General features: G+C 66.1%; 17 protein-coding genes. 10 read left to right on the top strand and 7 right to left on the bottom strand.

What is annotated here, in order from left to right:
* Window positions 1-101: 101 nt before the first annotated feature.
* Both I6F09_RS16610 and I6F09_RS16605 read right to left on the bottom strand, forming a co-directional pair.
* Window positions 102-1331, bottom strand: coding sequence for an ABC transporter substrate-binding protein (locus I6F09_RS16610; protein WP_109142196.1), 1230 nt, complete (start codon window positions 1329-1331; stop codon window positions 102-104).
* 115 nt (window positions 1332-1446) lie between these two features.
* On the bottom strand, window positions 1447-2373 hold the full coding sequence (locus I6F09_RS16605) for a methyltransferase domain-containing protein (RefSeq protein WP_109142197.1): 927 nt from the start codon (window positions 2371-2373) through the stop codon (window positions 1447-1449).
* A gap of 66 nt (window positions 2374-2439) precedes the next feature.
* Here I6F09_RS16605 and I6F09_RS16600 point away from each other — a divergent pair, with 66 nt between their 5' ends.
* The 5 genes from I6F09_RS16600 to I6F09_RS16580 all read left to right on the top strand — a co-directional run bounded on the left by I6F09_RS16600 (window position 2440) and on the right by I6F09_RS16580 (window position 7667).
* A complete protein-coding gene (locus I6F09_RS16600; protein ID WP_225143200.1) occupies window positions 2440-3477 on the top strand; it encodes a ligase-associated DNA damage response exonuclease in 1038 nt (345 codons plus the stop codon).
* Entirely contained in the window at window positions 3474-5135 is a 1662-nt protein-coding gene (locus I6F09_RS16595) for an ATP-dependent DNA ligase (protein WP_225134329.1), read from the top strand. Before I6F09_RS16600 ends, I6F09_RS16595 begins: the two co-directional genes overlap by 4 nt.
* Window positions 5136-5270: 135 nt before the next feature.
* A complete protein-coding gene (locus I6F09_RS16590) occupies window positions 5271-5576 on the top strand; it encodes a DUF6460 domain-containing protein (protein WP_035996474.1) in 306 nt (101 codons plus the stop codon).
* 27 nt (window positions 5577-5603) lie between these two features.
* Window positions 5604-6338, top strand: coding sequence for an MBL fold metallo-hydrolase (locus tag I6F09_RS16585; protein WP_225157556.1), 735 nt, complete (start codon window positions 5604-5606; stop codon window positions 6336-6338).
* 3 nt (window positions 6339-6341) lie between these two features.
* Entirely contained in the window at window positions 6342-7667 is a 1326-nt protein-coding gene (locus I6F09_RS16580; protein ID WP_225188533.1) for an MATE family efflux transporter, read from the top strand.
* Window positions 7668-7794: 127 nt separating this feature from the next.
* Here I6F09_RS16580 and I6F09_RS16575 read toward each other — a convergent pair whose 3' ends face one another.
* Window positions 7795-8892 (bottom strand): quinone-dependent dihydroorotate dehydrogenase, encoded by a 1098-nt coding sequence (locus tag I6F09_RS16575; RefSeq protein ID WP_035996478.1) that lies wholly within the window; start codon window positions 8890-8892, stop codon window positions 7795-7797.
* A complete protein-coding gene (locus tag I6F09_RS16570) occupies window positions 8889-9233 on the bottom strand; it encodes a DUF952 domain-containing protein (protein WP_035996479.1) in 345 nt (114 codons plus the stop codon). Before I6F09_RS16570 ends, I6F09_RS16575 begins: the two co-directional genes overlap by 4 nt.
* 292 nt (window positions 9234-9525) lie before the next feature.
* Here I6F09_RS16570 and I6F09_RS16565 point away from each other — a divergent pair, with 292 nt between their 5' ends.
* The gene (locus I6F09_RS16565) at window positions 9526-10182 is read left to right on the top strand and encodes a helix-turn-helix transcriptional regulator (RefSeq protein WP_225188532.1); all 657 of its coding nucleotides are present in this window, start codon (window positions 9526-9528) and stop codon (window positions 10180-10182) included.
* Between the two features lie 9 nt (window positions 10183-10191).
* On the opposite strand, the gene I6F09_RS16560 is transcribed toward I6F09_RS16565, so the two are convergent.
* The 3 genes from I6F09_RS16560 to I6F09_RS16550 all read right to left on the bottom strand — a co-directional run bounded on the left by I6F09_RS16560 (window position 10192) and on the right by I6F09_RS16550 (window position 16585).
* Window positions 10192-11835 (bottom strand): lysine--tRNA ligase, encoded by a 1644-nt coding sequence (locus I6F09_RS16560; protein ID WP_036020521.1) that lies wholly within the window; start codon window positions 11833-11835, stop codon window positions 10192-10194.
* 349 nt (window positions 11836-12184) lie between these two features.
* Window positions 12185-15628, bottom strand: a complete 3444-nt coding sequence (locus I6F09_RS16555; protein ID WP_225188531.1) for a tetratricopeptide repeat protein — start codon at window positions 15626-15628, stop codon at window positions 12185-12187.
* A 369-nt stretch (window positions 15629-15997) separates the two neighbouring features.
* A complete protein-coding gene (locus I6F09_RS16550) occupies window positions 15998-16585 on the bottom strand; it encodes a PadR family transcriptional regulator (RefSeq protein WP_035996500.1) in 588 nt (195 codons plus the stop codon).
* A 195-nt stretch (window positions 16586-16780) separates the two neighbouring features.
* On the opposite strand from I6F09_RS16550, the gene I6F09_RS16545 reads away from it, so the two are divergent.
* From I6F09_RS16545 to I6F09_RS16530, 4 genes are read left to right on the top strand one after another with little or no spacing between them, the layout of a single operon-like run.
* The gene (locus I6F09_RS16545; RefSeq protein WP_035996505.1) at window positions 16781-17167 is read left to right on the top strand and encodes a nuclear transport factor 2 family protein; all 387 of its coding nucleotides are present in this window, start codon (window positions 16781-16783) and stop codon (window positions 17165-17167) included.
* Between the two features lie 39 nt (window positions 17168-17206).
* A complete protein-coding gene (locus I6F09_RS16540; protein WP_225188530.1) occupies window positions 17207-18997 on the top strand; it encodes an acyl-CoA dehydrogenase C-terminal domain-containing protein in 1791 nt (596 codons plus the stop codon).
* Window positions 18998-19052: 55 nt separating this feature from the next.
* A complete protein-coding gene (locus I6F09_RS16535) occupies window positions 19053-20261 on the top strand; it encodes an acetyl-CoA C-acetyltransferase (RefSeq protein ID WP_157285676.1) in 1209 nt (402 codons plus the stop codon).
* 19 nt (window positions 20262-20280) lie between these two features.
* The gene (locus tag I6F09_RS16530; RefSeq protein ID WP_225188529.1) at window positions 20281-22494 is read left to right on the top strand and encodes an FAD-dependent oxidoreductase; all 2214 of its coding nucleotides are present in this window, start codon (window positions 20281-20283) and stop codon (window positions 22492-22494) included.
* The last annotated feature ends 90 nt before the right edge of the window (window positions 22495-22584 follow it).

Raw genomic sequence — 22584 nt, 5'->3', positions numbered from 1 at the left:
CTCTCTCCGCGAGCTCGCGTGTGGATAGATACCCCTCATCCGGCGCTTCGCGCCACCTTCTCCCACAAGGGGAGAAGGAAAAGGCGACGGGGCCCGCCTCGCTACTCCGACATCGGCTTGTCGGAGATGTCCCAGTCTTTCCCGGTGAAGGTGGAGATGAACAGCGTCTTCATCGGTGTGTAGTCCTCGGGCGTGTAGCTGTAGGTGACGCCATCGAGGAAATACGGCGAGTGGAAACCTTGCAGGTTCGATGCCTGCTTCAGCACGTTGGCGCGGGTGAGCTCGTTGCCGCAGCGGCGCAGGATCTCGGCCATGGTGGCGGCCTGCCCGTAGCCGGCGAAGGCGATGGTGTTGTCGGGGTCGATCGCCGGCGTGTACTTCTTGCGCAGCTCCTCGAACGCCATCACGTCCGGGTCCTTCTCCCATTTGGGCAGGCCGACCTCCTTGTTGTAGCGGATCGCGACGATGCCGGTGGCGTTCTCGAGCCCCGCGGCATTGAGGATCGAGCGGCCGGTGGAGCCGGCGGACAGGAGGTGCAGCGGCTTCCAGCCGAGCTCGGCCACTTTCCGGATCGACTGCGACGAGGCCTTGCCGGTCGAGATGTTGTAGAAGACGTCGGCTCCGGACTTCGAGAGATTGATGAGCTGGGAATCGACGGTCGGCTCGGTGAGATCGTAGGTCTGCTCCATGATCACTTGCGCGGTGCCGCCGGCGTCCGCCAGTACTTTCTTGAACGGACCGAGGAAGTCGCGGCCGAAATCGTCGTTCTGGTAGAGGATGCCGATCTTCGCGTTCGGCTTCACGCTGACGACGTGCCGCGCCAGGATGCGCGCCTCGGTCGGATAGAGCGGCAGGCCCGCCATCGTCCACTTGAACTCTTTCGGATTATTCCACTTCGACGCGCCGGTGTTGAGCAGGAGCTGCGGCACGCCCTTGGAGTTCAGGTATTTGTGCACGGCGGTCTGCGGCGCGGTGCCGAGCGAGCCGTACAATGCGAGCACTTCCTCCTGCTCGACCAGCCGGCGCGTGGCCTCGACGCATTTCGGCGCGCTGTAGGCGTCATCCATGGTGAGGAACTTGACCTTGCGCCCGTTGATGCCGCCCTTCTCATTTAGCATCTGGAAATAGGCTTCGCCGACGCGGCCGAGCACGCCGTAGAGCGAGCCGGGGCCGGAATGCGGCACGGTCTGACCGATCTTGATCTCGGTGTCGCTGGCGCCCGCATCGTATTTCTTCTCCGCGGCCCAGACGTAGGGCGCGGGCAATGTCGATGCGGCGATGGTGGCGAGCGCGCCGGCGCTGAAATCGCGCCGTGATGGATTCTTGGTCATTGTTGTTTTCTCCCTGATGCGCGCATTGTGCTGACATCGCAGCTCGGCTCGCAAGTGGGAAGTCGCAGCTTTGCGACGCAATGACGCTCAAATCATGAGACGTTAGCGCCTAGACTCAAGTTTTCTCGGCGACGACGACGAGGCCACGCACCGGCTCGTTGTTCTCGTTGCGTGGCGAGGCCGGCTCCAGAGTCAGCAGCTTCATCCCCGCCTTCGCGATGGCGCTGCGCACATATTCCGCGGAATGGGCATAACGCAGGCCATCGCCGAGCACGATGCCGTCGCCCGCATGCGTCTCCACCGTGAAGGCGAGCACGCCGCCTGAGACGAGCACGCGCCTTACTTCGCTCAGCACCGGCGCGAGATCGGAGAGATAGACGAACGCATCCGCGGCCACGACGAGGTTCGCGCTCGCGTCGGCCTTGCCGCGCAGGCCCTCGATCATGTCGGCGACTTCGAGTTCGGCATAGAGGTTCGTCGCCCGCGCCTCCTTGATCATGCCGGATGACAAATCGATGCCGGTGAAATGGTCGACCTGCTTGGCGAAGGCAGCGGCCGCGAGCCCGGTGCCGCAGCCGAGATCGATGGCGCGCTTGAAGTAGGCGGGCTTCTTGGCGGCGACGCGCGCCGCCAGCACCGCCTTGAAGATCAGCGTCGGGGCACGATAGCCGAGATCGTTGATCAGCGCGTGCTCGAACCGCGGCGCGTATTGATCGAACAAGGCCTGCACGTAGGCCTTGGGCATCTCCGCCATCTCGGTATCGCCGAGCCGCATCAGGTGCAGGCCGGCGCCGTGCTGATCCCCGGGGTCGCATCGCCGCGCTTCACGAAAGGCCGCGATGGCCTTGTCGCGCTCGCCGAGCTGCTGACGAATCTCGCCGAGCGTGAACCAGGCCGAGGTGAAATCAGGTGCAAGCTCGATCGCCTGCTCCAGGAGGTCGGCCGCGGCGGGAAGGTCGCCCTTGAGCTGGAGATCACGCGCGAACTCGAAACGGCGGTCGGCCATGAGATCGCCGGAGGTCAGGAACAGGCGGAGCGGCATTGAGGAACCAGGAAACGAAACGGGTAAGTGACTCGAAGATGTGATGGCTCGACTTATATAACAGGCATGCGTCCGCAAGACATCCTGCTGCCAAATGCTGCCGGCCTGTGCTGCAAGCCCGGCGGCTTCCATATCGACCCCGTCCGCCCCGTGGAGCGGGCCGTGATCACCCACGGCCATTCCGACCATGCCCGTGCGGGCCATGGCGCGGTGCTGGCGACGCAGGAAACGCTGGACATGATGCGGCTGCGTTACGGCGAGAACTTCGCCGGTTCGACCCAGGCCATCCGCTATGGCGAGGAGATCCGGCTCGGCGACGTCAAGATCAAGTTTCACCCGGCCGGCCACGTGCTGGGCTCCGCGCAGATCGCCGTCTCGTGCAAGGACACGTGCATCGTCGCCTCCGGCGACTACAAGGACGCGCCGGACCCGACCTGCGCGCCGTTCGAGCTGGTGCCCTGCGATGTCTTCATCACCGAGGCGACGTTCGGCCTGCCGGTCTTCAGGCATGGCGATGCGAGCGACGAGGTCAAGAAGCTGCTGGCTTCGGTCGCGCTGTTTCCGGAGCGCGCGCATCTCGTCGGCGCCTACTCGCTCGGCAAGGCGCAGCGCGTGATCAAGCTGCTGCGTCTGGCCGGCTATGACGCGCCGATCTACCTGCATGGCGCGATGGAGACGATTACGCATTACTATCAGAGCCGCGGGATCGACCTCGGCGAGCTCAAACCAGTGAAGGGCATGAAGAAGGCGGCGCTCGCCGGCACCATCACGCTGGCACCGCCCTCGGCCACCTCCGATCTCTGGACGCGGCGCTTTCCCGATCCCGTCACCGCCTTCGCCTCGGGCTGGATGCGCGTGCGCGCCCGGGCGCGGCAGCGCGGCGTCGAGCTGCCGCTGGTGATCTCCGATCACGCCGATTGGGACGGCCTCACCGCAACCATCGCGGCGACCGGCGCCGGCGAGATCTGGGTCACCCACGGCCAGGAAGATGCGCTGGTGCATTGGTGCCGGAGCAAAGGCCTGAAGGCACGGCCGCTCGACCTCGTCGGCTATGGCGACGAGGAGGAGAGCGAGACGCCGATTCAAGGCGAGGCCGAAGCATGAACCGCTTCGCCGAGCTGCTCGACCGTCTCGCCTATGAGCCCGGCCGCAACAACAAGCTGCGGCTGATCACCGGTTATTTCCGCGAGGTCGGCGATCCCGACCGCGGCTATGCGCTGGCTGCGCTGACCGGCGCACTCAGCTTCAAGCACGCCAAGCCCGCGCTGATCCGCGACCTCATCGCAGCACGCACGGACGAGGTGCTGTTCGGGCTGAGCTACGACTATGTCGGCGATCTCTCCGAGACGGTGGCGCTGATGTGGCCGAAGGCCGCGCTCGCCGCCCACAACAACCCGCCGCCACCGAGCCTCACCGAGGTCGTTACCACGCTGCGCACGCTGGGCAAGACCGAGCTGCCCAAGCAGCTCGAGCGCTGGCTCGACGAGTTAGATGAGACCGGGCGCTGGGCGCTGCTGAAGCTCGTCACCGGGAGCTTGCGGATCGGCATCTCCGCGCGCCTTGCCAAGACTGCGGCCGCAGCGCTCGGCGACAAGGACCCACACGAGATCGAGCTGATCTGGCCGGGGCTCGTCCCGCCCTATCTCGACCTGTTCGCCTGGCTGGAAGGCCGCGGCGACAAGCCCGTCAATCGCGATCCCGCGCCGTTCCGGCCGGTGATGCTGGCGCATGCGATCGAGGACAACGATTTCGCCGCGCTCGATCCCGCCGACTACATCGCCGAATGGAAATGGGACGGCATCCGCGTGCAGGCGGTGGCCGGGCGCGACGAGCGCGGCCATATCACCGCGCGGCTCTATTCGCGCACTGGCGAGGACATCACGGGAAGCTTTCCGGATCTCGTGCCGTCGCTGCGCCTGCCGGGCGCGATCGATGGCGAGCTCTTGATCCTGCGCGAGGGCCGGGTGCAGAGCTTCAACGTGTTGCAGCAGCGCCTCAACCGCAAGGTCGTGTCGCCGAAGCTGATCAAGGAGTTTCCGATTCACCTGCGTGCCTACGACCTGCTCGGCGACGACGAGAACGATCTGCGCGAGCTGCCTTTTGCCGAGCGGCGCGAGCGGCTGGAGCGATTCATCGCAAAGCTCGACGATCCCCGCATCGATCTCTCGCCCACCGTACCCTTCGATAGCTGGGAGGCACTCACCGCCGCACGCGCGGATCCTGCGAGCGCCGGCGCCGGCGAGGACGCGGACGCCGTCGAAGGCGTCATGCTGAAGCGGCGCGATGCGCCTTATCTGCCGGGGCGGCCGAAGGGGCAATGGTGGAAGTGGAAGCGCGACCCGCACATCATCGACGCCGTGCTGATGTATGCGCAGCGCGGCCACGGCAAGCGCTCGTCCTATTATTCCGACTACACCTTCGGCGTCTGGACCGAGACCGAGAATGGCGAGGAGCTGGTGCCGGTCGGGAAAGCCTATTTCGGCTTCACCGACGAGGAGCTCTTGCAGATCGACCGCTTCGTCCGCCGCAACACCACGGAAAAGTTCGGCCCCGTGCGTCATGTCGTGCATGAGGGCGACAAGGGGCTGGTGCTGGAGGTCGCCTTCGAAGGATTGCAGCGCTCGCCCAGGCACAAATCCGGCGTCGCCATGCGTTTCCCCCGCATCAGCCGCCTGCGCTGGGACAAGCCGCCGCGAGAGGCCGACCGGCTGGAGACGCTGGAGAAGATGCTGAAGGCCGAGGCGGCGGAGATCGAGGTGTGAACTGTTGCCACGAGGACGGTGCGCTCCCTCTTCCGCCCGAATTAAACTCCCGTAACCCGATTGACGGCCCCTTGCGGGTTCCCCATGTCCCCCGCCGTGCCTATAATGGGTTCGAATCCGCTTCAGGAGTTTGCGATGGTCCAAGACGTCAGAGATTTGCCGGCCGGCCGCAGCGACGGCCTGCACCGCTTTCTCGGCGGCTCGCCGCTGGCGGTCGCGTTCCGCCTGGTGCTGCTCTCGATCCTGGTCGGCGTCGTGCTGGCGACGATCGGCTTCGATCCCTGGAACATCATCCACAGCATTCGCCTGTTGTTCCAGCGGCTGTGGGACCTCGGCTTCGATGCGGTGAACTGGCTGTGGCGCTACTTCCTGCTCGGTGCGGTCATCGTGATTCCGATCTGGCTGCTGTCGCGCGTGTTCGGCGCGCCGCGCGGCAGGTAAGGATCGGATTGAGGGAGTGCGCAGCCGATGCAATTGCGGTTCGTCGGCTGCGGTGATGCCTTCGGCTCCGGCGGCAGGCTCAACACCTGCTTCCACGTCTCGGGGCGCAAAGCGAACTTCCTGATCGACTGCGGCGCGTCGGCGCTGCCGGCGCTGAAGCGGCTCGAGATCGATCGGGGCGACATCGACCTGATCCTGATCACGCATTTCCATGGTGACCATTTTGCCGGCCTGCCGTTCGTTCTGCTCGACGCGCAATTCTCGCGGCGAACGCGGCCGCTGACGATCGCGGGCCCGCAAGGCATCGACAGGCGGCTGCGCGAGGTGATGGAGGCGCTGTTCGAGCATTCCTCGAACACCAAGCAGCGCTTCGAGCTGAACGTGGTCGAGCTCGCGCCCGGGCAAAGCCAGCGCTTCGGCGCGGTGAATGTGACGCCCTATCCGGTAGTGCACGGCGAATCAGGCGGACCGTTCCTCGCCTATCGCATCGCGGCCGAGGGCCGCACGCTCGCCTACACCGCCGATACCGAATGGACGGAGACGCTCATTCCGCTGGCGCATGGCGCGGACCTTTTCATCGCCGAAGCCTATATGTACGAGAAGGTGGTCAAGAATCACCTCAGCCTGAAGACCTTGGAACAGCATCTGCCCGACATCGGCGCCAAGCGGCTCGTCCTCACCCATATGAGTGACGACATGCTGTCGCGCCTGGGCGAGGTCGAGCACCTCGCCGCCGAAGACGGCATGGTGCTCGTGTTCTGAAAGATGCACGCACCCGTCCATCACCGCGTCGGTAGCCGGCAGGTCTTCGCCATTGCAGGTCCGGCGATGGTCGCGAACCTCACGACGCCGCTGATCGGCGTGGTCTCGACCACCGCGATCGGGCGGCTCGACGATGCCGCGCTGCTCGGCGGCGTCGCGATGGCCTCCGTCATCTTCGACTGCCTGTTCTGGTTGTTCGGCTTCCTGCGCATGAGCACGCTCGCCTTCACCGCGCAGGCGCTCGGCGCGGGCGAGACGCGCGAGCAGACCGTGATCCTGGTGCGCGGTTTCATCGTCGCCGGCCTGATCGGTGCGGCGCTGATCGTGCTGCAGCTGCCGCTGGCAGGCGCACTGTTCGACCTGATGGGCGGCAGCGAGGGCGTGACGCAGGCCGCAAAGACCTATTTCATGATCAGGATCTGGTCCTCGCCTTTCGCCTTCGCCAATTACGTCATCCTCGGCTGGCTGGTGGGGCAGGCCCGCGCCAATCCGGCCCTTGCGCTCCAGGTCGTCATCAACCTCATCAACATGGTGGCGACGATCCTGCTGGTGCTGGTCTACGACACCGGCATTGCCGGCGCGGCGATCGCCGCGCTTCTGTCCGAGACGATCGGCTTCATGCTCGGCGTGATCGTGTGCAGGCGCCATGCACTCGGCGGTTTTGCCATACCTCGCGCAACGCTGTTCGATCGCGACAAGCTGATGCGGCTCCTGGCGGTGAATACCGACATCCTGATCCGCACCGCGGCGCTGATCGCCGTGTTCCTGTTCTTCACCGCCAAGGGCGCGCGGGCCGGCGACGTCACGCTGGCCGCGAACTCCGTGCTCAACAATTTCCTCCTGGTCAGCGCCTTCTTCCTCGACGGCCTTGCCAATGCGGCCCAGCAGCTTTGCGGCCGCGCCTTTGGCGGCCGCGACGCCAAGGGATTTGCGGATTCGACCAGGCTGGTGCTGCTCTGGGGGCTCGGCTTCGCAATTGTCGTCGCCGTGCTGTTCGCCGCGTTCGGCCCTGACATCATCAACGTCATGACGGCGAGCGAGGACGTCCGCCGCGCGGCGCGCGAGTTCCTGCCCTTCATCGTGCTGGCGCCGCTCCCCGGCGTGTTCGCCTTCGGTTTCGACGGCATCTATGTCGGCGCGACCTGGGCGCGGGAGATGCGCAATCTGATGCTGCTCTCGCTCGCGATCTTCTTCGCCGCCTGGCTGGCGCTGCAATCGTTCGGCAATACCGGCCTGTGGAGTGCGCTGATCGCGTTCTACGTCGCGCGCGGCGGCTTGCAGGGCGCGAGGTATCCGGCGCTGTACCGGGCGACGTTCGTGAAGCCGTAGAAGAACCGTAGCCCGGATGGAGCGCAGCGTAATCCGGGGGCTTTGTCCATGCCGATAGCTTCCCGGATTGCGCTGCGCTCCATCCGGGCTACGAAGTCTGCGCAGGCGAGGAGAGGCGAAGGACGCCTCACATCCCCGGCCAGTCTTCCGCCGTCAGCGTCGCCGCGTCGGCGCCGACGATCTCCGACAGCGAATCCCGCCCTGTCCGCAGCAATGTCGACGTCAGGTCGCGCTTGATCTCGTCGACCAGGCCGAGGCCCTTGTAGACCAGCGAGGAATAGAGCTGGATCAAGCTGGCGCCGGCGCGGATCTTGGTCAGCGCGGCGCCGCCCGAATCCACGCCGCCGACGCCGATCAGCGGGAATGCGCCCTCGACGCGCACATAGGTTTCCGCGACCATGCGCGTCGACAGGCGGAACAGCGGCCGGCCGGACAGGCCGCCTTGTTCCTTCGCCCGCGTCTCTTCACGCAACGTGCTCGGCCGCGCGACCGTGGTGTTCGACACGATCATGCCGTCGACCCGGCGCGAGCGCGCGACCTGCACGACATCGTCGAGCTGGGCGAGGCTCAGATCCGGCGCGATCTTGAGCAGCACGGGCGTGTCGCCGGCCTTCTGCCTGACACGCTCGCGGGCCTCGATCACGCGCGCGAGCAGATCGTCGAGCAGCGCGCCTTCCTGAAGGTTGCGCAGGCCCGGCGTGTTCGGCGAGGAGACGTTGACGGTGAAATAGCTCGCCACCGGCGCGAAGGTCTCGATCAGCTTGACGTAGTCGCCGACGCGGTCCGGCGAATCCTTGTTGGCGCCGACATTGACGCCGACGATGCCGCCGTGCTGCGCGCGCGCGGCAAGCCGGCGCAGAGCCGCCTCCGCGCCGTCATTGTTGAAGCCCATGCGGTTGATGATCGCCTCGTCGCGCTCGAGACGGAAGAGCCGCGGCCGCGGATTGCCGGCTTGCGGCTTCGGCGTCACCGAGCCGATCTCGACGAAACCGAAGCCGAGCCGCAGCAGCGCGTCCGGCACCTCGGCGCTCTTGTCGAAGCCCGCGGCCATGCCGATCGGATTGGGAAAGTTCAGCCCGAAGGCGCGCACCGCGAGCTTGGGATCATCGGCGCGCGGCTTGACCGGCGGCAGGAAGCGCAGGCCCTGGATCGCGAGGCGATGCGCGTCCTCGGGATCGAGCCAGCGCAGCACCGGCAGCGAAAAGGCGTCGAACGCGCGGATCACGGCAACAGCTCCGGAACATCGTGACTGCCGTCAGAGCGCATGTTGAGGTTCATCACCGCCAGGACCGCGCCGAGATCGAGCTCGCCATAGAGATGCGGGAAGAGCTCGTCATTGCGCGAGCGTTCCCAGCGCAACTCGCTGCCGAGCGCGTCGCCATCGACCTCGACCAGGAACAGCGCGCGCTGCCCGAAATAGTGCTTGCGCAGGGTCTCGGGAACCTGGGCCGCGGTCGAGAAATGGATGAACCCGTCGCGCGCGTCATCTGCGCTGCCCCGGTAGACACCCTGCCGTTCCGCCTCGCGCCAGGCCGAGGCCGGACAGATTTTGTAGATCTTGACCACCGCTACCGCAGCCTTGTTTGTTCTTTGAGTCTCTTGGGTTTTTTCGCTTTTCGCGGGTCCTCGAAACCCCGGCGCGACCGTAAAGCCCGCCCCTTCCGAACTCAAGGCTTAGAGCCTTTTCCGCGCCGATGAAATCGGCACGGGGCTCCAGATTCCCGTTTTGCGCGCTTTCCTGACGCGAACGGCTACCCGCTTCGTTTGCGAACGCCGCCTCGGTCGCCTCTTGCGCGAAAAACGGAAAACCGGTTGATTTGAGGACAGTTTTCCTGAGTTGCGACGGGCTGGACCTTCCATGGTCAGACAGGCCAAAGCGCAGAGGGTGCTGACTCACGACCAGATCTGGGCCGCGCTGGACCGGCTGGCGGCGCGCGCCGGATTGTCGCCGTCCGGCCTTGCCAAGCGTGCCGGGCTCGACCCTACCACCTTCAACAGGTCCAAGCGCGTCACCGCCGACGGCCGCGAGCGCTGGCCCTCGACCGAATCGATCGCAAAAGCGCTGGCGGCGGCCGACGCCTCGATCGATAGCTTTGCGAAGCTGATTGATGACGACGGTGGAAGCGGCCGCGGCTCGGTGCCGCTGCTCGGCTTTGCACAGGCCGGAATGAGCGGCGCCTTCGATGAGGCCGGTCTTCCAACCGGCAGGGGCTGGACCGAGATCGCGCTTCCGATCGGAGAGGACGGTCAAGTCTTTGCGCTGGAGATTTCCGGCGCTGCGCTACTGCCTGCCTATCGCGACGGTGACATCATCCTGGTCTCGCCTGCGGCGCCGATCCGCAAGGGTGATCGCGTGGTGGTCAAGATCAAGACGGACGAGATCACGATTGCGACCCTGAAGCGCCGCACGGCAAAGACCCTGGAGTTGGCGCCCCTCGATGCGTCACAGGCGGCGCGAACGGTCGCGGCAAGCGATGTCGCCTGGGTTGCGCGGATCCTCTGGGCGAGCCAGTGACTGCGCCGCTCACGCACTCCTCGCCAGGGCGCCGTCGATCATGTTGACCGCGTTTTGCACGCCGTAGACCGCGACGAAAGAGCCGAAGCGCGGGCCCTTCTCCTGGCCGAGCAGGACCTGGTAGAGCATGTTGAACCAGTCCAGCGTGACGCCGGGGCGGCCGTCCTTGCCCTTCTTGACCTGGTCGAGGAACGGCTCGCGGCGGCCGATCTCGTAGACGACGTTCTGGATGTCCTCGGCGGATGCGTCCTGCGCAAGCTGCGACAGCGCATCGCGCAAATCCTGCAGCGCGGCGCGCTCGCTGTCCGTGGGTACGCGGAACTGCTTCGTCGGCGCGACGAAGTCGCGATAATAGTTGATGGCATAGCCCACCATCGCATCCAGCTTCGGATGGGTCTGCGGGCTCACGCCGGGCCGGTAGCGGCCGATGAAGCCCCACAGCGTCTCGGCGTTCTCCGCGTTCGACGATGACACCAGCGTCAGGAGCAGCTGGAAGGTGACGGGCATGTCGCCCGTCGGCGGCTTGCCGTTGTGGATGTGCCAGACCGGATTGCCGAGCTGCTGCTTGCCGTCCTGCTTCGGAAAACCGTCGAGGAATTGCTGGTAGTCGTCGACATTGCGCGGGATGACGTCGAAATACAGCCGCTTGGCCGCCTTCGGCTCGCGGTACATGAACAACGAGAGCGATTCCGGTGAGGCGTAGCGCAGCCATTCGTCGATGGTCAGGCCGTTGCCCTTCGACTTCGAGATCTTCTGGCCCTTCTCGTCGAGGAAGAGCTCGTAGTTGAAGCCTTCGGGCGGCGTGCTGCCGAGCGCTCTGGCGATCGCGCCGGACAGCTTCACGGAATCGATCAGGTCCTTGCCCGCCATCTCGTAGTCGACGCCGAGCGCGACCCAGCGCATCGCCCAGTCGGCCTTCCACTGGCACTTGACGTTGCCGCCGGTGACGGGCGTTTCAACTTCCTGGTTGGTATCGGGATCGACGTAGGTCACCGTGCCCGCCGCGACGTCGCGGCGGATCATCGGCACCTGCAGCACGACGCCCGTGGTCTTGCTGATGGGCAGGAACGGCGAATAGGTCGCGCGGCGATCCGGGCCCAGCGTCGGCAGGATGATCGCCATGATCTTGTCGTAGGCGGCGAGCATCTTCAGCAGCGTCGCATCGAAGCGGCCCGACGTGTAATAGTCCGTCGAGCTCGCGAACTCGTAGTCGAAGCCGAAATGATCCAGAAACGCGCGCAAGCGCGCGTTATTGTGCGCGCCGAACGACGGGTACTCGTTGGAGAACGGATCCGGCACCCGCGTCAGCGGCTTGCCGATATGAGCAGCCAGCATCTCCTTGTTCGGAACGTTGTCGGGCACCTTCCGGAAGCCGTCCATGTCGTCGGAGAACGCCAAAAGGCGCGTCTTGACCTTGTCCTCGGTGAGCACGCGGAAGGCGTGGCGCACCATCGAGGTGCGCGCCACCTCGCCGAACGTGCCGATATGCGGCAGGCCGGACGGACCATAGCCGGTCTCGAACAGCACCTCGTCCTTCGGGCTTTTCTTCAGCCGCGCGACAATGGCCTTCGCCTGCTCGAACGGCCAGGCGTTGGATTGTTCGGCGAGCGCACGCAACTCGCTCGGGTTTGCGGCTAGATCAATAACGGACATCAGGGGCCTCCGGGCCGCGGAAAATAGCGATTTCCCGGCAGAATGCAAAAGCTGCGAGCTAATACCCCCAGCCGTCTCCCGGTTGCGCAGGGCTATCGTATTTGGGAGCTTTTTCCTGCGGCCATCCTTCGAGACGCCCGCTTTGGGCCGGCTCCTCAGGATGAGGGCGGAGTGCGCGGCAGCGGTTTCAACGAGCACTGATGCTGATTAGCCTCATCCTGAGGAGGCGCGTTAGCGCCGTCTCGAAGGACGAGGCGTGCGCGCAGCCGCCGCCACAGGTCATATGCGGTAGCCATGCGCTTGCGGAGAGGGTCGGGGTGTCTCAGCGTTGGATCGAATGCGATGCGGCTCAATGCGCCGCTGAGGCCGAGCGTTTCGTCGCCACTTGCTTGGGGGCCGGCTTCGCGCTGGCCTGCGGTGCGCTGTCCCAGCCGCCGTTCGGGGTCGCAACGTTGACGGCATCGTCGGGCTGCGGCTCGGCGCTGAAGGTCTGGATCGCGAGCTTGGCGGCCGCCAGCGATTGCGGGTCGAGGCGCTTGGCGACGTCGTCGCGCTTGCCGGCGGCATCCGCATCGCCCTGGGCAGCTGCCAGGTTGAACCATTTGTAGGATTCGGCGAGGTTCTGCTCGACGCCGATGCCGCGGGCATAGAGGATGCCGAGGTTGAACTGGCTGTCGGCGACGCCGCGATCGGCCGCTTTCCGGAACCACTGCGCCGCGCTCTTGTAATTGGCGCCGCGACCGCCGCCGTCGGCATCGAGCACGGCGAGATTGTGCATCGCCTTGGCGTTGCCGCGCTCGGCGGCCTGGGTGTAGTAGCGGCGCGCGATGTCGGCGTCCTTCTTCACCCCTAGGCCCTTTTCGTAGAGCGTGCCGAGGCGGAAGATTGCGGGGACGACCCCGGCCTGCGCCGCGCGGTCGTACCACTTCGCCGCTTCGTCGTAATTCGTGGCGACGCCCTTGCCTTCGGCAAAGCGCACACCGATCTCGTAGGCCGCGGTCGCATCGCCCTTCATCGCGGCGCTGCGCAAGGCCGGGCCGCCGATGCCGTCAGGCAGCTTCTCGCTCGGCGGCACCTGGACGACGCCGAGCTTGGCGCGACTCGTGCCCGACAGCGCGCCGGTGACGTCGCTTGAGGCCGGCGGCATCGCCGCGGCAGGCGCTTGCGGGATTTCAACCGAGGCCGAGCCGCCGGAACCGGGAAGAGGCGCCGGCGCGGCATTGTTCTGCGATTGCCGTCCGATCGGTGTCGGCGATGTCATCGACGGGGTGACCTGCTCGGGCGCGGCTGGCTTGGTCTCGACCGGCGGCGGCGCCGGCTGCGGTGCCGGCTCGCTCGGGATGTTTTGCATCGCCTGCGGCGTCGGTGACGAGCTGCCGCCTTCGAGCAGGTTCATCGCCATCTTGAAGGTGCCGAGCACGATCACGACCACGCTCGCGCCGACCAGCAGCGAGCGGATTTTTGAGGTGATGGTCGAGCCGCCTTCCTGGCCCTTCTCCTTGGCGCGGGCGATCGCGGCTTTGGCGCCGCGGGCCGGCTTCTCGGGCGGCTGTGCGGCGGCAGCTTGCGCCGCGCGGCGGGCGGCCGCGATGAAGCTCGACGACGACACCGGCTCCTTCGGTGCGGCGGCAATTCCGCTGATCGCGCTTTCGGAGGCGGCGATGCGTTCCGACGGCGTGGCGACGCGCCCGCCCGGCCGTGTGCCCGGCTCGAGCGGGTGATCCGGCGGCAGCTCCGGCGCGAGTGCAGCGCGCGCCGTGTGCGGCTCCAGGATCTCGCTGATCGCGCGCGGCGGAACCGGCGGCGCCGCCGGCACGGGCGGCGGGGCGGCGGGGGTGGCGGCGTGGAACTCGCGCGGTGCGGCGACGAAGGCAGCCGGCGGCGCCTGCGCGGCAGCCGGATTGGGTAGCTCGGGCTTCGGATCGTATTTCGGCGGCTGTGCTGGCGGTTGCGGCTGCGGCTCGCGCGCCATCGGCGCCGGCTCCATCGCCGCTGCCATCGGCGTCGACATCGGCTGTGGGGCGGGGGGAGGCGGCGCGGTGCGCACCGCGCGCAGATCGCCCTCGATCATCGAGAGGCGATCGACGACGTGACCGAGCGCGCTGTGGACGGCCTCGAGCGAGTCCTGGGTGTGCCGGTTGGTCTCGGCCTGACTGAAGCGGATGTCGGAGAGCTCGCGCTTGACGAGGTCGACCATGCCGGAATCGGGCGGCGGCGCGGAGCTGCGGCTCTCGGCGAGGGCCGCATAGGTCGCCTGCTGCCGTTCCAGGTGCCTGAGGATGTCGTGCAGCCCGTCCTCGACGCGGCTCAAATTGCCGTTGCGCGGATCGGCGGCGGCCTCGATCCGCTCCAGGAGATAGGAAACACGCTGCTCGAGATGGGCGAAGGTCGAGGCGGAATCGTTGCCGACCTGCATGCGGTCGAAACGGTCCGACAGCGCGCGGATCGCAGCTTCGAGATGCTCGGTGCTCTCGGACGGCTGCGGCCGCTCGCGGGTTTCCAGCGCCGCCGTGAGCGCCGCGATGCGCTGCTCCAGCGCCGCGAAGCTGTCGCCATGGCCGGAGGCGCGGGTGATCTGGTCGACCTTGGACGACAGCAGCTGTACGTCCTCGGATAGCCGCGCCAGCGCCTCGTTGGAGGCGACGTTGGAGACGATGGCGCGCAGCGCCGCGATCGCGCCTTCGAGCTGCTGCACGGTCGAGGGATCGTCATTGGCGCGCAGGATCAGGTCGAGCTTGGCGCCGAGATTGCGGATCGCCTCGTCGTAGCCGGTGAGCTGCTCGGCCGGCGTCAGTGTGCGCAGCACCTGCTTGATGTCGGACAGTGCGCGCTCGATGCCGGCAAGAACCTGCCCGTCGGTGCCGTTGGAGCGGGTCTCGTCGATCCGGCGATGCAGCGAGCGGATCTCGTTCTCGATCGATTCGATCGCGCGCCGCGGCATCGCCTCGGTGATGGCGGCGCGGATTTCGGCCAGCTCGCTGCGGAAGGCGTTGATGGCCTGCTCGGTATTGTCAGGCCGCTGCAGCGATTCGATCTGGCTCGTGATCTTGAGCAGATGGCGCTCGAGCGCGGAGAAATCCGGCCCCGGCTGCGGTGGCGGCGGCGCATAGTTAGGGGCGGGCGGTGCCATCGGCGGCGCGTAAGGAGCCGTTGGCGCAAGCGGCGGCGCGGCACGCGGCGGCATCTGCCGCGGCGCAAAGCCGTCGAGCTCGCTCTGGCGCGCGGTGATCTCGGCGACCGCGACGTCGAACGAAGCCGGGCTCAGGGGTGGTGAGCCGCGATAGACCTGCGCGGCGGCGCGCTCGACGGCATCGGCCTGGCGCTGACGCGTCTCGGCCGGGGTGGGGCGAGGGGCCTGCGGCTGCGGCGCTTGCCGCTGTGGACGGGAGATTTGCGACAGGCGCGCGTCGAGCCGCGAGATCGCATCGTTGAGCTGGCGCGCGACGCCCTGCTCACGCGAGACGTCTGGTCGTGAGGCGTCTTGTCTTGAGGCGTCTTGTCTTGAGGAGTCTTGGCGCGGCGCGGGTTTCGAGATCCGCTCGATCTGCTGGGTGATCGCGTCGAGCCGCTGGTGGATGTCGGCGACTTCGCGGCTCTCCTGACTCGGTCCTTGGCTCGGCACGTGCTGCGGACGCTGATCGTAGGATCCGCGGAAGTTGGGCGGGGCAGTATCGCCGAGCGTGGAGTTCAGCCAATCGTTGAGCGACATGCCGGCACGGCGCGCAGCAGCCTCGGCCCGCTCCCGGACGGATGGATCGATGCCGTCGACACTCCACGATACGCGCGAATTCATGACTCTGTCCGGTTCCGACTTCGGCACCCCACCCCGGCGCCTCCAGCTTCCCCACGCGTGCCGGTTGCAAAGACAATCGAATTTGGCGCGGGTCGTCTGCCTCGAAAACCGACTTTTTCCTGTTACGGTAAATAACGAGTTAAGGAATGCGGAGCCGCTGTCTTAAAGTTGGGCGGCGGGAACTGGGGGGCGGTGTTGTGTCGCTCATCCGGTCCCGAAACAAACCGGTGTCATGCCCCGCGAAGGCGGGGCATCCAGTACGCCGCGGCTCCTCGGCTCTAGCCGCGCCGTCTCTGGAATACTGGATCGCCCGCCTTCGCGGGCGATGACAGCGAGGAGGCGGAAAGGGCTCGCGTAACGTCGGCGCCCTCAGCCCTTCTCGCGCTTGCCATCCTCCAGCGGTACCACCGTCGCCTTGCCGCTCATCGCCGACAGCGCTTCCAGCGCCTCCTCGCAGAAGTCGGCCACCATCTGCTCGTGGCGGGCGCCGAGCTGGAGCAGCAGCAGATTGCCGAGATCGAGCCGTCCCTCCGCCGTGCCGTCGGGAAAGCGCTTCTTCAGGATGCGCTCGTAATTGGCGTGGCGGTCGCGGTGGTGCTCCAGGCGGGCCATCAGGTCGGTGCGCATGGGCTCGATGTCGATGCTGTCGAGCGCGTGCAGCCGCACCAGGAGGTCGTCCTTGATCGAGGGCGGCGTGCTTGGCCGCGCGGCCCAGTGCCGCAGTGCTGTTCGGCCCTCGGGAGTCAGCGTATAGATCAGTTTATTGGGCTTGCCCGACTGCACGACCTCGCGGCCCTGGATGTAGCCGCGGTCCCGCAGCTTGGAGAGCTCGCGGTAGATCTGCTGATGGTCGGCCTTCCAGAAGAAGCCGATCGAGGAATCGAACGTCTTGGCGAGTTCGTAGCCCGTCATCGGGCGTTCCGTCAGGCATGCGAGGATTGCGTCGCCCAGTGCCATGATCGGCCCCCTTCTTTAGGTTTGACCAAGCTGCTTGACTTTATGCGCATCGGCGCATATGCGTCAATGTGCATATGAGGCAGCGTGCAGGCGGGCCACAGGCCCGACTGAATAATCAAGTGAAATCAATCTCCTCGCTACTGTGCATGGGGTTGTTTTCGCACTTTTGCCCTTAGCCTAGGGAGGCACCTGAGAATGACCGGCCTCGATTCCTGGTACGCCTACATGAAGTCTCACGACCGCGCTGCGCTCTGGGACTTGCTGCATCCCGACGCCGTGTTCGAAAGCCCCGTCGTGCATACGCCGCAGCGCGGCCGCGACATCACCTTCAAATACCTCTCCAGCGCCGAGAAGGTGCTCGGCGGCCCCGGCTTCACCTATGTCGGCGAGTGGCGCAGCGACAATGGCGCGGTGCTCGAATTCAAGAATGTCATCGACGGCATCGAGATCAACGGCGTCGACATCATCAGCTTCGATAGCGAGGGGCGCATCACCCACTTCAAGGTGATGGTGCGTCCGCTCAAGGCGATCAACATGCTGCACCGCCTGATGGCGGAGCAGCTTGCCGCCGCCCAATCATAAGCCCAACATCCTCCTCAAGCCCCATGCCGGGAGACCACCATGCCGATCTATAAAGCCCCCGTCGAAGACGTGAACTTCCTGCTCAACGACGTCTTCCAGATCGATCGCTACGACAATCTCGCCGGCTTCTCCGATGCGTCCAGCGACGTGCGCGAGGCCATCCTCGGCGAAGCCGCCAAGCTCGCCGAAGAGGTGCTGCAGCCGCTCAACCGCGTCGGCGATCTCGAAGGCTGCAAGCGCGCGGATGATGGCAGCGTCGCCACGCCGAAGGGGTTCAAGGAGGCGTTCAAGCAGGTCGCCGAGGGCGGCTGGCTCGGCCTGTCGGCGCCGACCGAATATGGCGGCCAGGGCCTGCCGGTGACGCTGAGCCAGGCGGTCAATGAATTCCAGATCTCCGCCAACATGGCGTTCTCGATGTATGGCGGCCTCACCATGGGCGCGACCGCGGCGCTCTTGGTGCACGGCACGCCCGAGCAGAAGAAGACCTACGTGCCGAAGATGGTGGCCGGCGAATGGACCGGCACCATGAACCTCACCGAGCCGCATTGCGGCACCGATCTCGGCATGCTCCGCACCAAGGCAGTGCGGCAGGCGGACGGCAGCTTCAAGATCACGGGCACCAAGATCTTCATCTCGGCCGGTGAGCACGATCTCGCCGACAACATCATCCATCTCGTGCTCGCCCGCATCGAGGGCGCGCCGGCCGGCATCAAGGGCGTGTCGCTGTTCGTGGTGCCGAAGTTCCTGGTCAATGCCGACGGTTCGGTGGGCGCGCGCAACGGCGTCGTCTGTGGCTCGATCGAGCACAAGATGGGCATCCACGGCAATTCGACCTGCGTGATGAACTACGACAACGCCACCGGCTGGCTGATCGGCGAAGAGAACAAGGGCATGCAGGGCATGTTCGTGATGATGAACGAGGCCCGGCTCGGCGTCGCCGTGCAGGGCCTCGCGCAGTCCGAGGTCGCCTATCAGAACGCGGTCGCCTATGCCCGCGAGCGCATCCAGGGCCGCGCGCTCACCGGCGCCAAGGCGCCGGACAAGCAGGCCGACCCGATCATCGTGCATCCCGACGTGCGCCGCACGCTGCTCTCGATCCGCGCGTTCAACGAGGCTGCGCGCGCTTTCGTGATGTGGACCGCGCTGAAGAGCGACGTCGCCCATCGCTCCGAAGACCCCAAGGACCGCCAGGCCGCCGACGATCACATGGGCCTGATGACGCCGGTGCTGAAGGGCTTCCTCACCGATTACGGCTTCGCCAACGCGGTGCAGGCGCAGCAGATGTATGGCGGCCACGGCTACATCGCCGAGCAGGGCATGGAACAGTTCGTGCGCGATGCGCGCATCGCCATGATCTATGAAGGCGCCAACGGCATCCAGGCGCTCGACCTCGTCGGCCGCAAGCTGCCGCGCGACGGCGGCCGCGCCATCATGGCCTTCTTCGGCGAGGTCATGGCGTTCGCCAAGGAGAACGGCGGCGACGAGGCGCTGAAGCCCTTCATCACGCCGCTCTCGACCTCGCTCGGCCATCTGCAGCAGGCGACGACCTGGCTGATGCAGAACGCGATGGCTAAGCCCGACAATGCCGGTGCCGCCGCAACCGATTACCTGCATCTCTTCGGCTTCGTCGCGCTCGGCTACATGTGGGCGCGGATGGCCAAGGTGACGAATGCCAAGATTGCCGAGAGCGGGGCGACGCCCTATCTCTCCACAAAACTCGTCACCGGCCGCTTCTTCATGGAGCGGATGCTGCCGGAGACCGCCGCCAATCTCGCGCGCATCCAGGCCGGTTGCGCCACCATCATGGAACTGCCGGCGGAAGCGTTCTGAGCCTGCTTCCGCTGCCTGCTCCCAATCGTACCGAACATCACATCAGGAGGGCGTCATGCCTGAGGCATTCATCTACGACCACGTTCGCACCCCGCGCGGCCGCGGCAAGCCGGACGGCGCGCTGCACGAAGTCACCGCCCTCGCGCTCGCGACCGTGCCGCTGAAGGCGCTGAAGGACCGCAATAATTTGCCTGAGGATTCGGTCGATGACGTCGTGCTCGGCGTCGTCGATCCGGTTGGCGAAGCCGGCTCCGACATCGCGCGCTTCGCGGCGCTGAAGGCCGGCCTCGGCGAGGCCGTCCCGGGCGTGCAGATCAGCCGCTTCTGCGCCTCCGGCCTCGATGCCGTGAACTTCGCCGCAGCGCAGATCATGAGCGGCCAGCATGAGCTCGTGATCGGCGGCGGCGCCGAGTCGATGAGCCGCGTCGGCATCGGCGCCTCCGGCGGGGCCTGGCCGATGGATCCCTCGATGGCGGTGCCGGCCTATTTCATGCCGCAGGGCGTGTCGGCCGATCTGATCGCCACCAAATACGGCTTCTCGCGCGACGACGTCGACGCCTACGCCGTGCAGAGCCAGCAGCGCGCCGGCAAGGCCTGGGACGAAGGCCGCTTCAACAAATCCGTGGTGCCGGTGAAGGACATCAATGGCCTCACCATCCTCGCCAAGGACGAGCACATGCGCCCCTCGACGACGATGCAGTCGCTGGCGCAGCTGCAGCCGTCGTTCACGATGATGGCGCAGATGGGCGGCTTCGACGGCGTCGCGATCCAGTCGCACCCGGAGATCGAGCGCGTCAACTACGTGCACCATGCCGGCAATTCCTCGGGCATCGTCGACGGCGCCGGCGCCGTGCTGCTCGGCAGCAAGGAAGCTGGCAGCAAGTACGGCCTGAAGCCGCGCGCCAAGATCCGCGCATTCGCCAACATCGGCTCGGAGCCGGCGATGATGCTGACCGGTCCGGTCGACGTCACCGAGAAGCTGTTCGCGCGCTCCGGCATGAAGAAGTCGGACATCGACCTGTTCGAGCTCAACGAGGCTTTCGCCTCGGTCGTGCTGCGCTACATCCAGGCCTTCGACATCGACAATGCCAAGATCAACGTAAATGGCGGCGCGATCGCGCTCGGTCACCCGCTGGGGGCCACCGGCGCAATGATCCTCGGCACCGTGCTCGACGAGCTCGAGCGCACCAACAAGTCCACCGCCCTGGTCACGCTGTGCATTGGCGGCGGCATGGGCACCGCGACCATCATCGAGCGCGTCTAAGGGTTGAGGAGCAACCAACATGTCGTACAAGAACTTCAAGGTTGAGACCGATTCCGACGGTATTGCGCTCGTCACCTGGGACATCCCAGGCCGCTCCATGAACGTGCTCGACGAGACCTCGACCAACGAGCTCGAGGCGATCGTCAAGGCGACCACGGCGGATGCCGCGGTGAAGGGCGTCGTCATCACCTCGGCCAAGGAAGCGTTCTGCGCCGGCGCCGACCTGTCCATGCTCGAAGGCATGAACCAGGCCTATGCGAAGGTTTTCAAGGAGCAGGGCGAGACCGCGGCGAACCAGATGCTGTTCGACCAGAGCCGGCGCTTCTCGCAGGTGCTGCGCGGAATTGAAACCTCAGGCAAGCCGTGGGCGGCGGCGATCAACGGGCTCGCGCTCGGCGGCGGCTTCGAGATCACGCTGTGCTGCCATTATCGCGTCGCGGCGGAGAATCCCAAGACGCGCCTCGGCCTGCCCGAGGTCAAGGTCGGCCTATTCCCCGGCGCCGGCGGCACGCAGCGCGTGCCGCGCCTGGTGCCGCCGCAGGACGCCATGACCATCCTGCTCAAGGGCGACCCCGTCACCGTCGACAAGGCCAAGGCGCTGAATTTGATTCACGCCATCGTGCCCGCAGCCGACCTCATCAAAGCCGCCAAGGACTGGATCAAGGGCGGCGGCAAGGCCGTCGCGCCGTGGGACGAGAAGGGCTTCAAGCTGCCCGGCGGCCCGGTGTTCTCCAAGGCCGGCATGATGATGTTCCCGGCCGGCAACGCGATCTATCGCCGCGAGACCTACGACAATTACCCGGCCGCGCGGGCGATCATGAGCTGCGTCTATGAGGGCCTGCAGCTGCCGATCGACGCCGCGCTGCGGGTGGAGTCGCGCTACTTCACCTCGGTGCTGCGCTCCAAGGAAGCGGCTGCGATGATCCGCAGCCTGTTCCTGTCGATGCAGGAGCTCAACAAGGGCGCGCGCCGTCCCAAGGATGTGCCCGCGACCAAGGTGAAGAAGATCGCCGTGATCGGCGCCGGCTTCATGGGCGCGAGCGTCGGCTATGTCTCGGCCCGCGCCGGCCTCGACGTCGTCCTGATCGATCGCGACCAGGAGAGCGCCGACAAGGGCAAGGCGCATGCCCAGAAGGTGATCGAGGAGCAGATCAAGAAGGGCCGCGCCAAGCCCGCGGACGCCGAAGCGCTGCTCGCGCGCATCACGCCGACCGCGGACTACGCCGCGCTGAAGGACGTCGACCTCGTCATCGAGGCCGTGTTCGAGGACCGCAAGGTCAAGGCGGAGACTTTTGCCAAGGCGCAGCAATATCTGAAGCCTGATGTGATCTTCGCCTCCAACACTTCGACGCTGCCGATCACCTCGCTGGCCGAGAGTTTTAAGGATCAGGGGAAGTTCATCGGCATTCACTTCTTCTCGCCGGTCGAGAAGATGATGCTGGTCGAGATCATCCTCGGCAAGAACACCGGCGACGTCGCGCTCGCGACCGCGCTCGACTACGTCCGCCAGATCGGCAAGACGCCGATCGTGGTCAACGACTCCAGAGGCTTCTTCGCCAATCGCTGCGTCGGCCGCTACGTCGCCGAAGGCAACGAGATGTTCCTGGAGGGCGTGCCGCCCGCGATGATCGAGAACTGCGCCAAGATGGCCGGCATGCCGGTCGGCCCGCTCTCGCTCTCGGACGAGGTCGCGCTCGATCTCGGTCTCAAGATCATGAAGGCGACCGAAGCCGATCTCGGCCCCAACGCGATCAATCCCGAGCAGAAGAAGCTGATGGTGGAGATGGTCGAGAAGCAGGGCCGGCTCGGCCGCAAGAACAGCAAGGGCTTCTACGATTACCCCGAGAAGGGCAAGGGCCAGAAGAGCCTGTGGCCGGGCCTCTCGGCCTTGCAGCCGAAGCAGCTCGATCCCGATACGCTCGATATCGAGGAGCTGAAGCAGCGCTTCCTGGTGGTGCAGGCGGTGGAAGCTGCGCGCACCGTTGAGGACCACGTCATCACCGATCCGCGCGAGGCCGATGTCGGCTCGATCCTCGGCTTCGGCTTCGCGCCGTTCACGGGCGGCACGCTGTCCTACATCGACTTCATGGGCACGAAGAAGTTCGTCGAGCTCTGCCACAGACTGGAGGCGAAATACGGCTCGCGCTTCACCCCGCCGAAGCTGCTCGAGGAGATGGCCGCGAAGGGCGAGACCTTCTACGGCCGCTTCGCGCCGAAGAAGGCGGCGGCCTGACGAGAGGCTTGTAGCCCGGATGGAGCGCAAGCGAAATCCGGGAGCAGTCCTTCAACGCGAGAACCCCGGATTGCGCTTCGCTTCATCCGG

This window comes from Bradyrhizobium sp. IC3195, from assembly GCF_020193585.1.
GTDB classification, from domain to species: domain Bacteria; phylum Pseudomonadota; class Alphaproteobacteria; order Rhizobiales; family Xanthobacteraceae; genus Bradyrhizobium; species Bradyrhizobium yuanmingense.
Note: the sequence above shows the minus strand (reverse complement) of the source record. Positions and strands in the feature narration are given on the sequence as shown.

What these genes read in the sequence shown, in the direction of transcription:
- I6F09_RS16585 (WP_225157556.1), top strand. Translation starts at nt 5,604, where the DNA reads ATGCAATTGCGGTTCGTCGGCTGCGGTGATGCCTTCGGCTCCGGCGGC.
- I6F09_RS16550 (WP_035996500.1), bottom strand. Translation starts at nt 16,585, where the DNA reads ATGGCACTGGGCGACGCAATCCTCGCATGCCTGACGGAACGCCCGATG.
- I6F09_RS16605 (WP_109142197.1), bottom strand. Translation starts at nt 2,373, where the DNA reads ATGCCGCTCCGCCTGTTCCTGACCTCCGGCGATCTCATGGCCGACCGC.
- I6F09_RS16565 (WP_225188532.1), top strand. Translation starts at nt 9,526, where the DNA reads ATGGTCAGACAGGCCAAAGCGCAGAGGGTGCTGACTCACGACCAGATC.
- I6F09_RS16545 (WP_035996505.1), top strand. Translation starts at nt 16,781, where the DNA reads ATGACCGGCCTCGATTCCTGGTACGCCTACATGAAGTCTCACGACCGC.
- I6F09_RS16590 (WP_035996474.1), top strand. Translation starts at nt 5,271, where the DNA reads ATGGTCCAAGACGTCAGAGATTTGCCGGCCGGCCGCAGCGACGGCCTG.
- I6F09_RS16580 (WP_225188533.1), top strand. Translation starts at nt 6,342, where the DNA reads ATGCACGCACCCGTCCATCACCGCGTCGGTAGCCGGCAGGTCTTCGCC.
- I6F09_RS16535 (WP_157285676.1), top strand. Translation starts at nt 19,053, where the DNA reads ATGCCTGAGGCATTCATCTACGACCACGTTCGCACCCCGCGCGGCCGC.
- I6F09_RS16560 (WP_036020521.1), bottom strand. Translation starts at nt 11,835, where the DNA reads ATGTCCGTTATTGATCTAGCCGCAAACCCGAGCGAGTTGCGTGCGCTC.
- I6F09_RS16610 (WP_109142196.1), bottom strand. Translation starts at nt 1,331, where the DNA reads ATGACCAAGAATCCATCACGGCGCGATTTCAGCGCCGGCGCGCTCGCC.
- I6F09_RS16540 (WP_225188530.1), top strand. Translation starts at nt 17,207, where the DNA reads ATGCCGATCTATAAAGCCCCCGTCGAAGACGTGAACTTCCTGCTCAAC.
- I6F09_RS16555 (WP_225188531.1), bottom strand. Translation starts at nt 15,628, where the DNA reads ATGAATTCGCGCGTATCGTGGAGTGTCGACGGCATCGATCCATCCGTC.
- I6F09_RS16530 (WP_225188529.1), top strand. Translation starts at nt 20,281, where the DNA reads ATGTCGTACAAGAACTTCAAGGTTGAGACCGATTCCGACGGTATTGCG.
- I6F09_RS16600 (WP_225143200.1), top strand. Translation starts at nt 2,440, where the DNA reads ATGCGTCCGCAAGACATCCTGCTGCCAAATGCTGCCGGCCTGTGCTGC.
- I6F09_RS16595 (WP_225134329.1), top strand. Translation starts at nt 3,474, where the DNA reads ATGAACCGCTTCGCCGAGCTGCTCGACCGTCTCGCCTATGAGCCCGGC.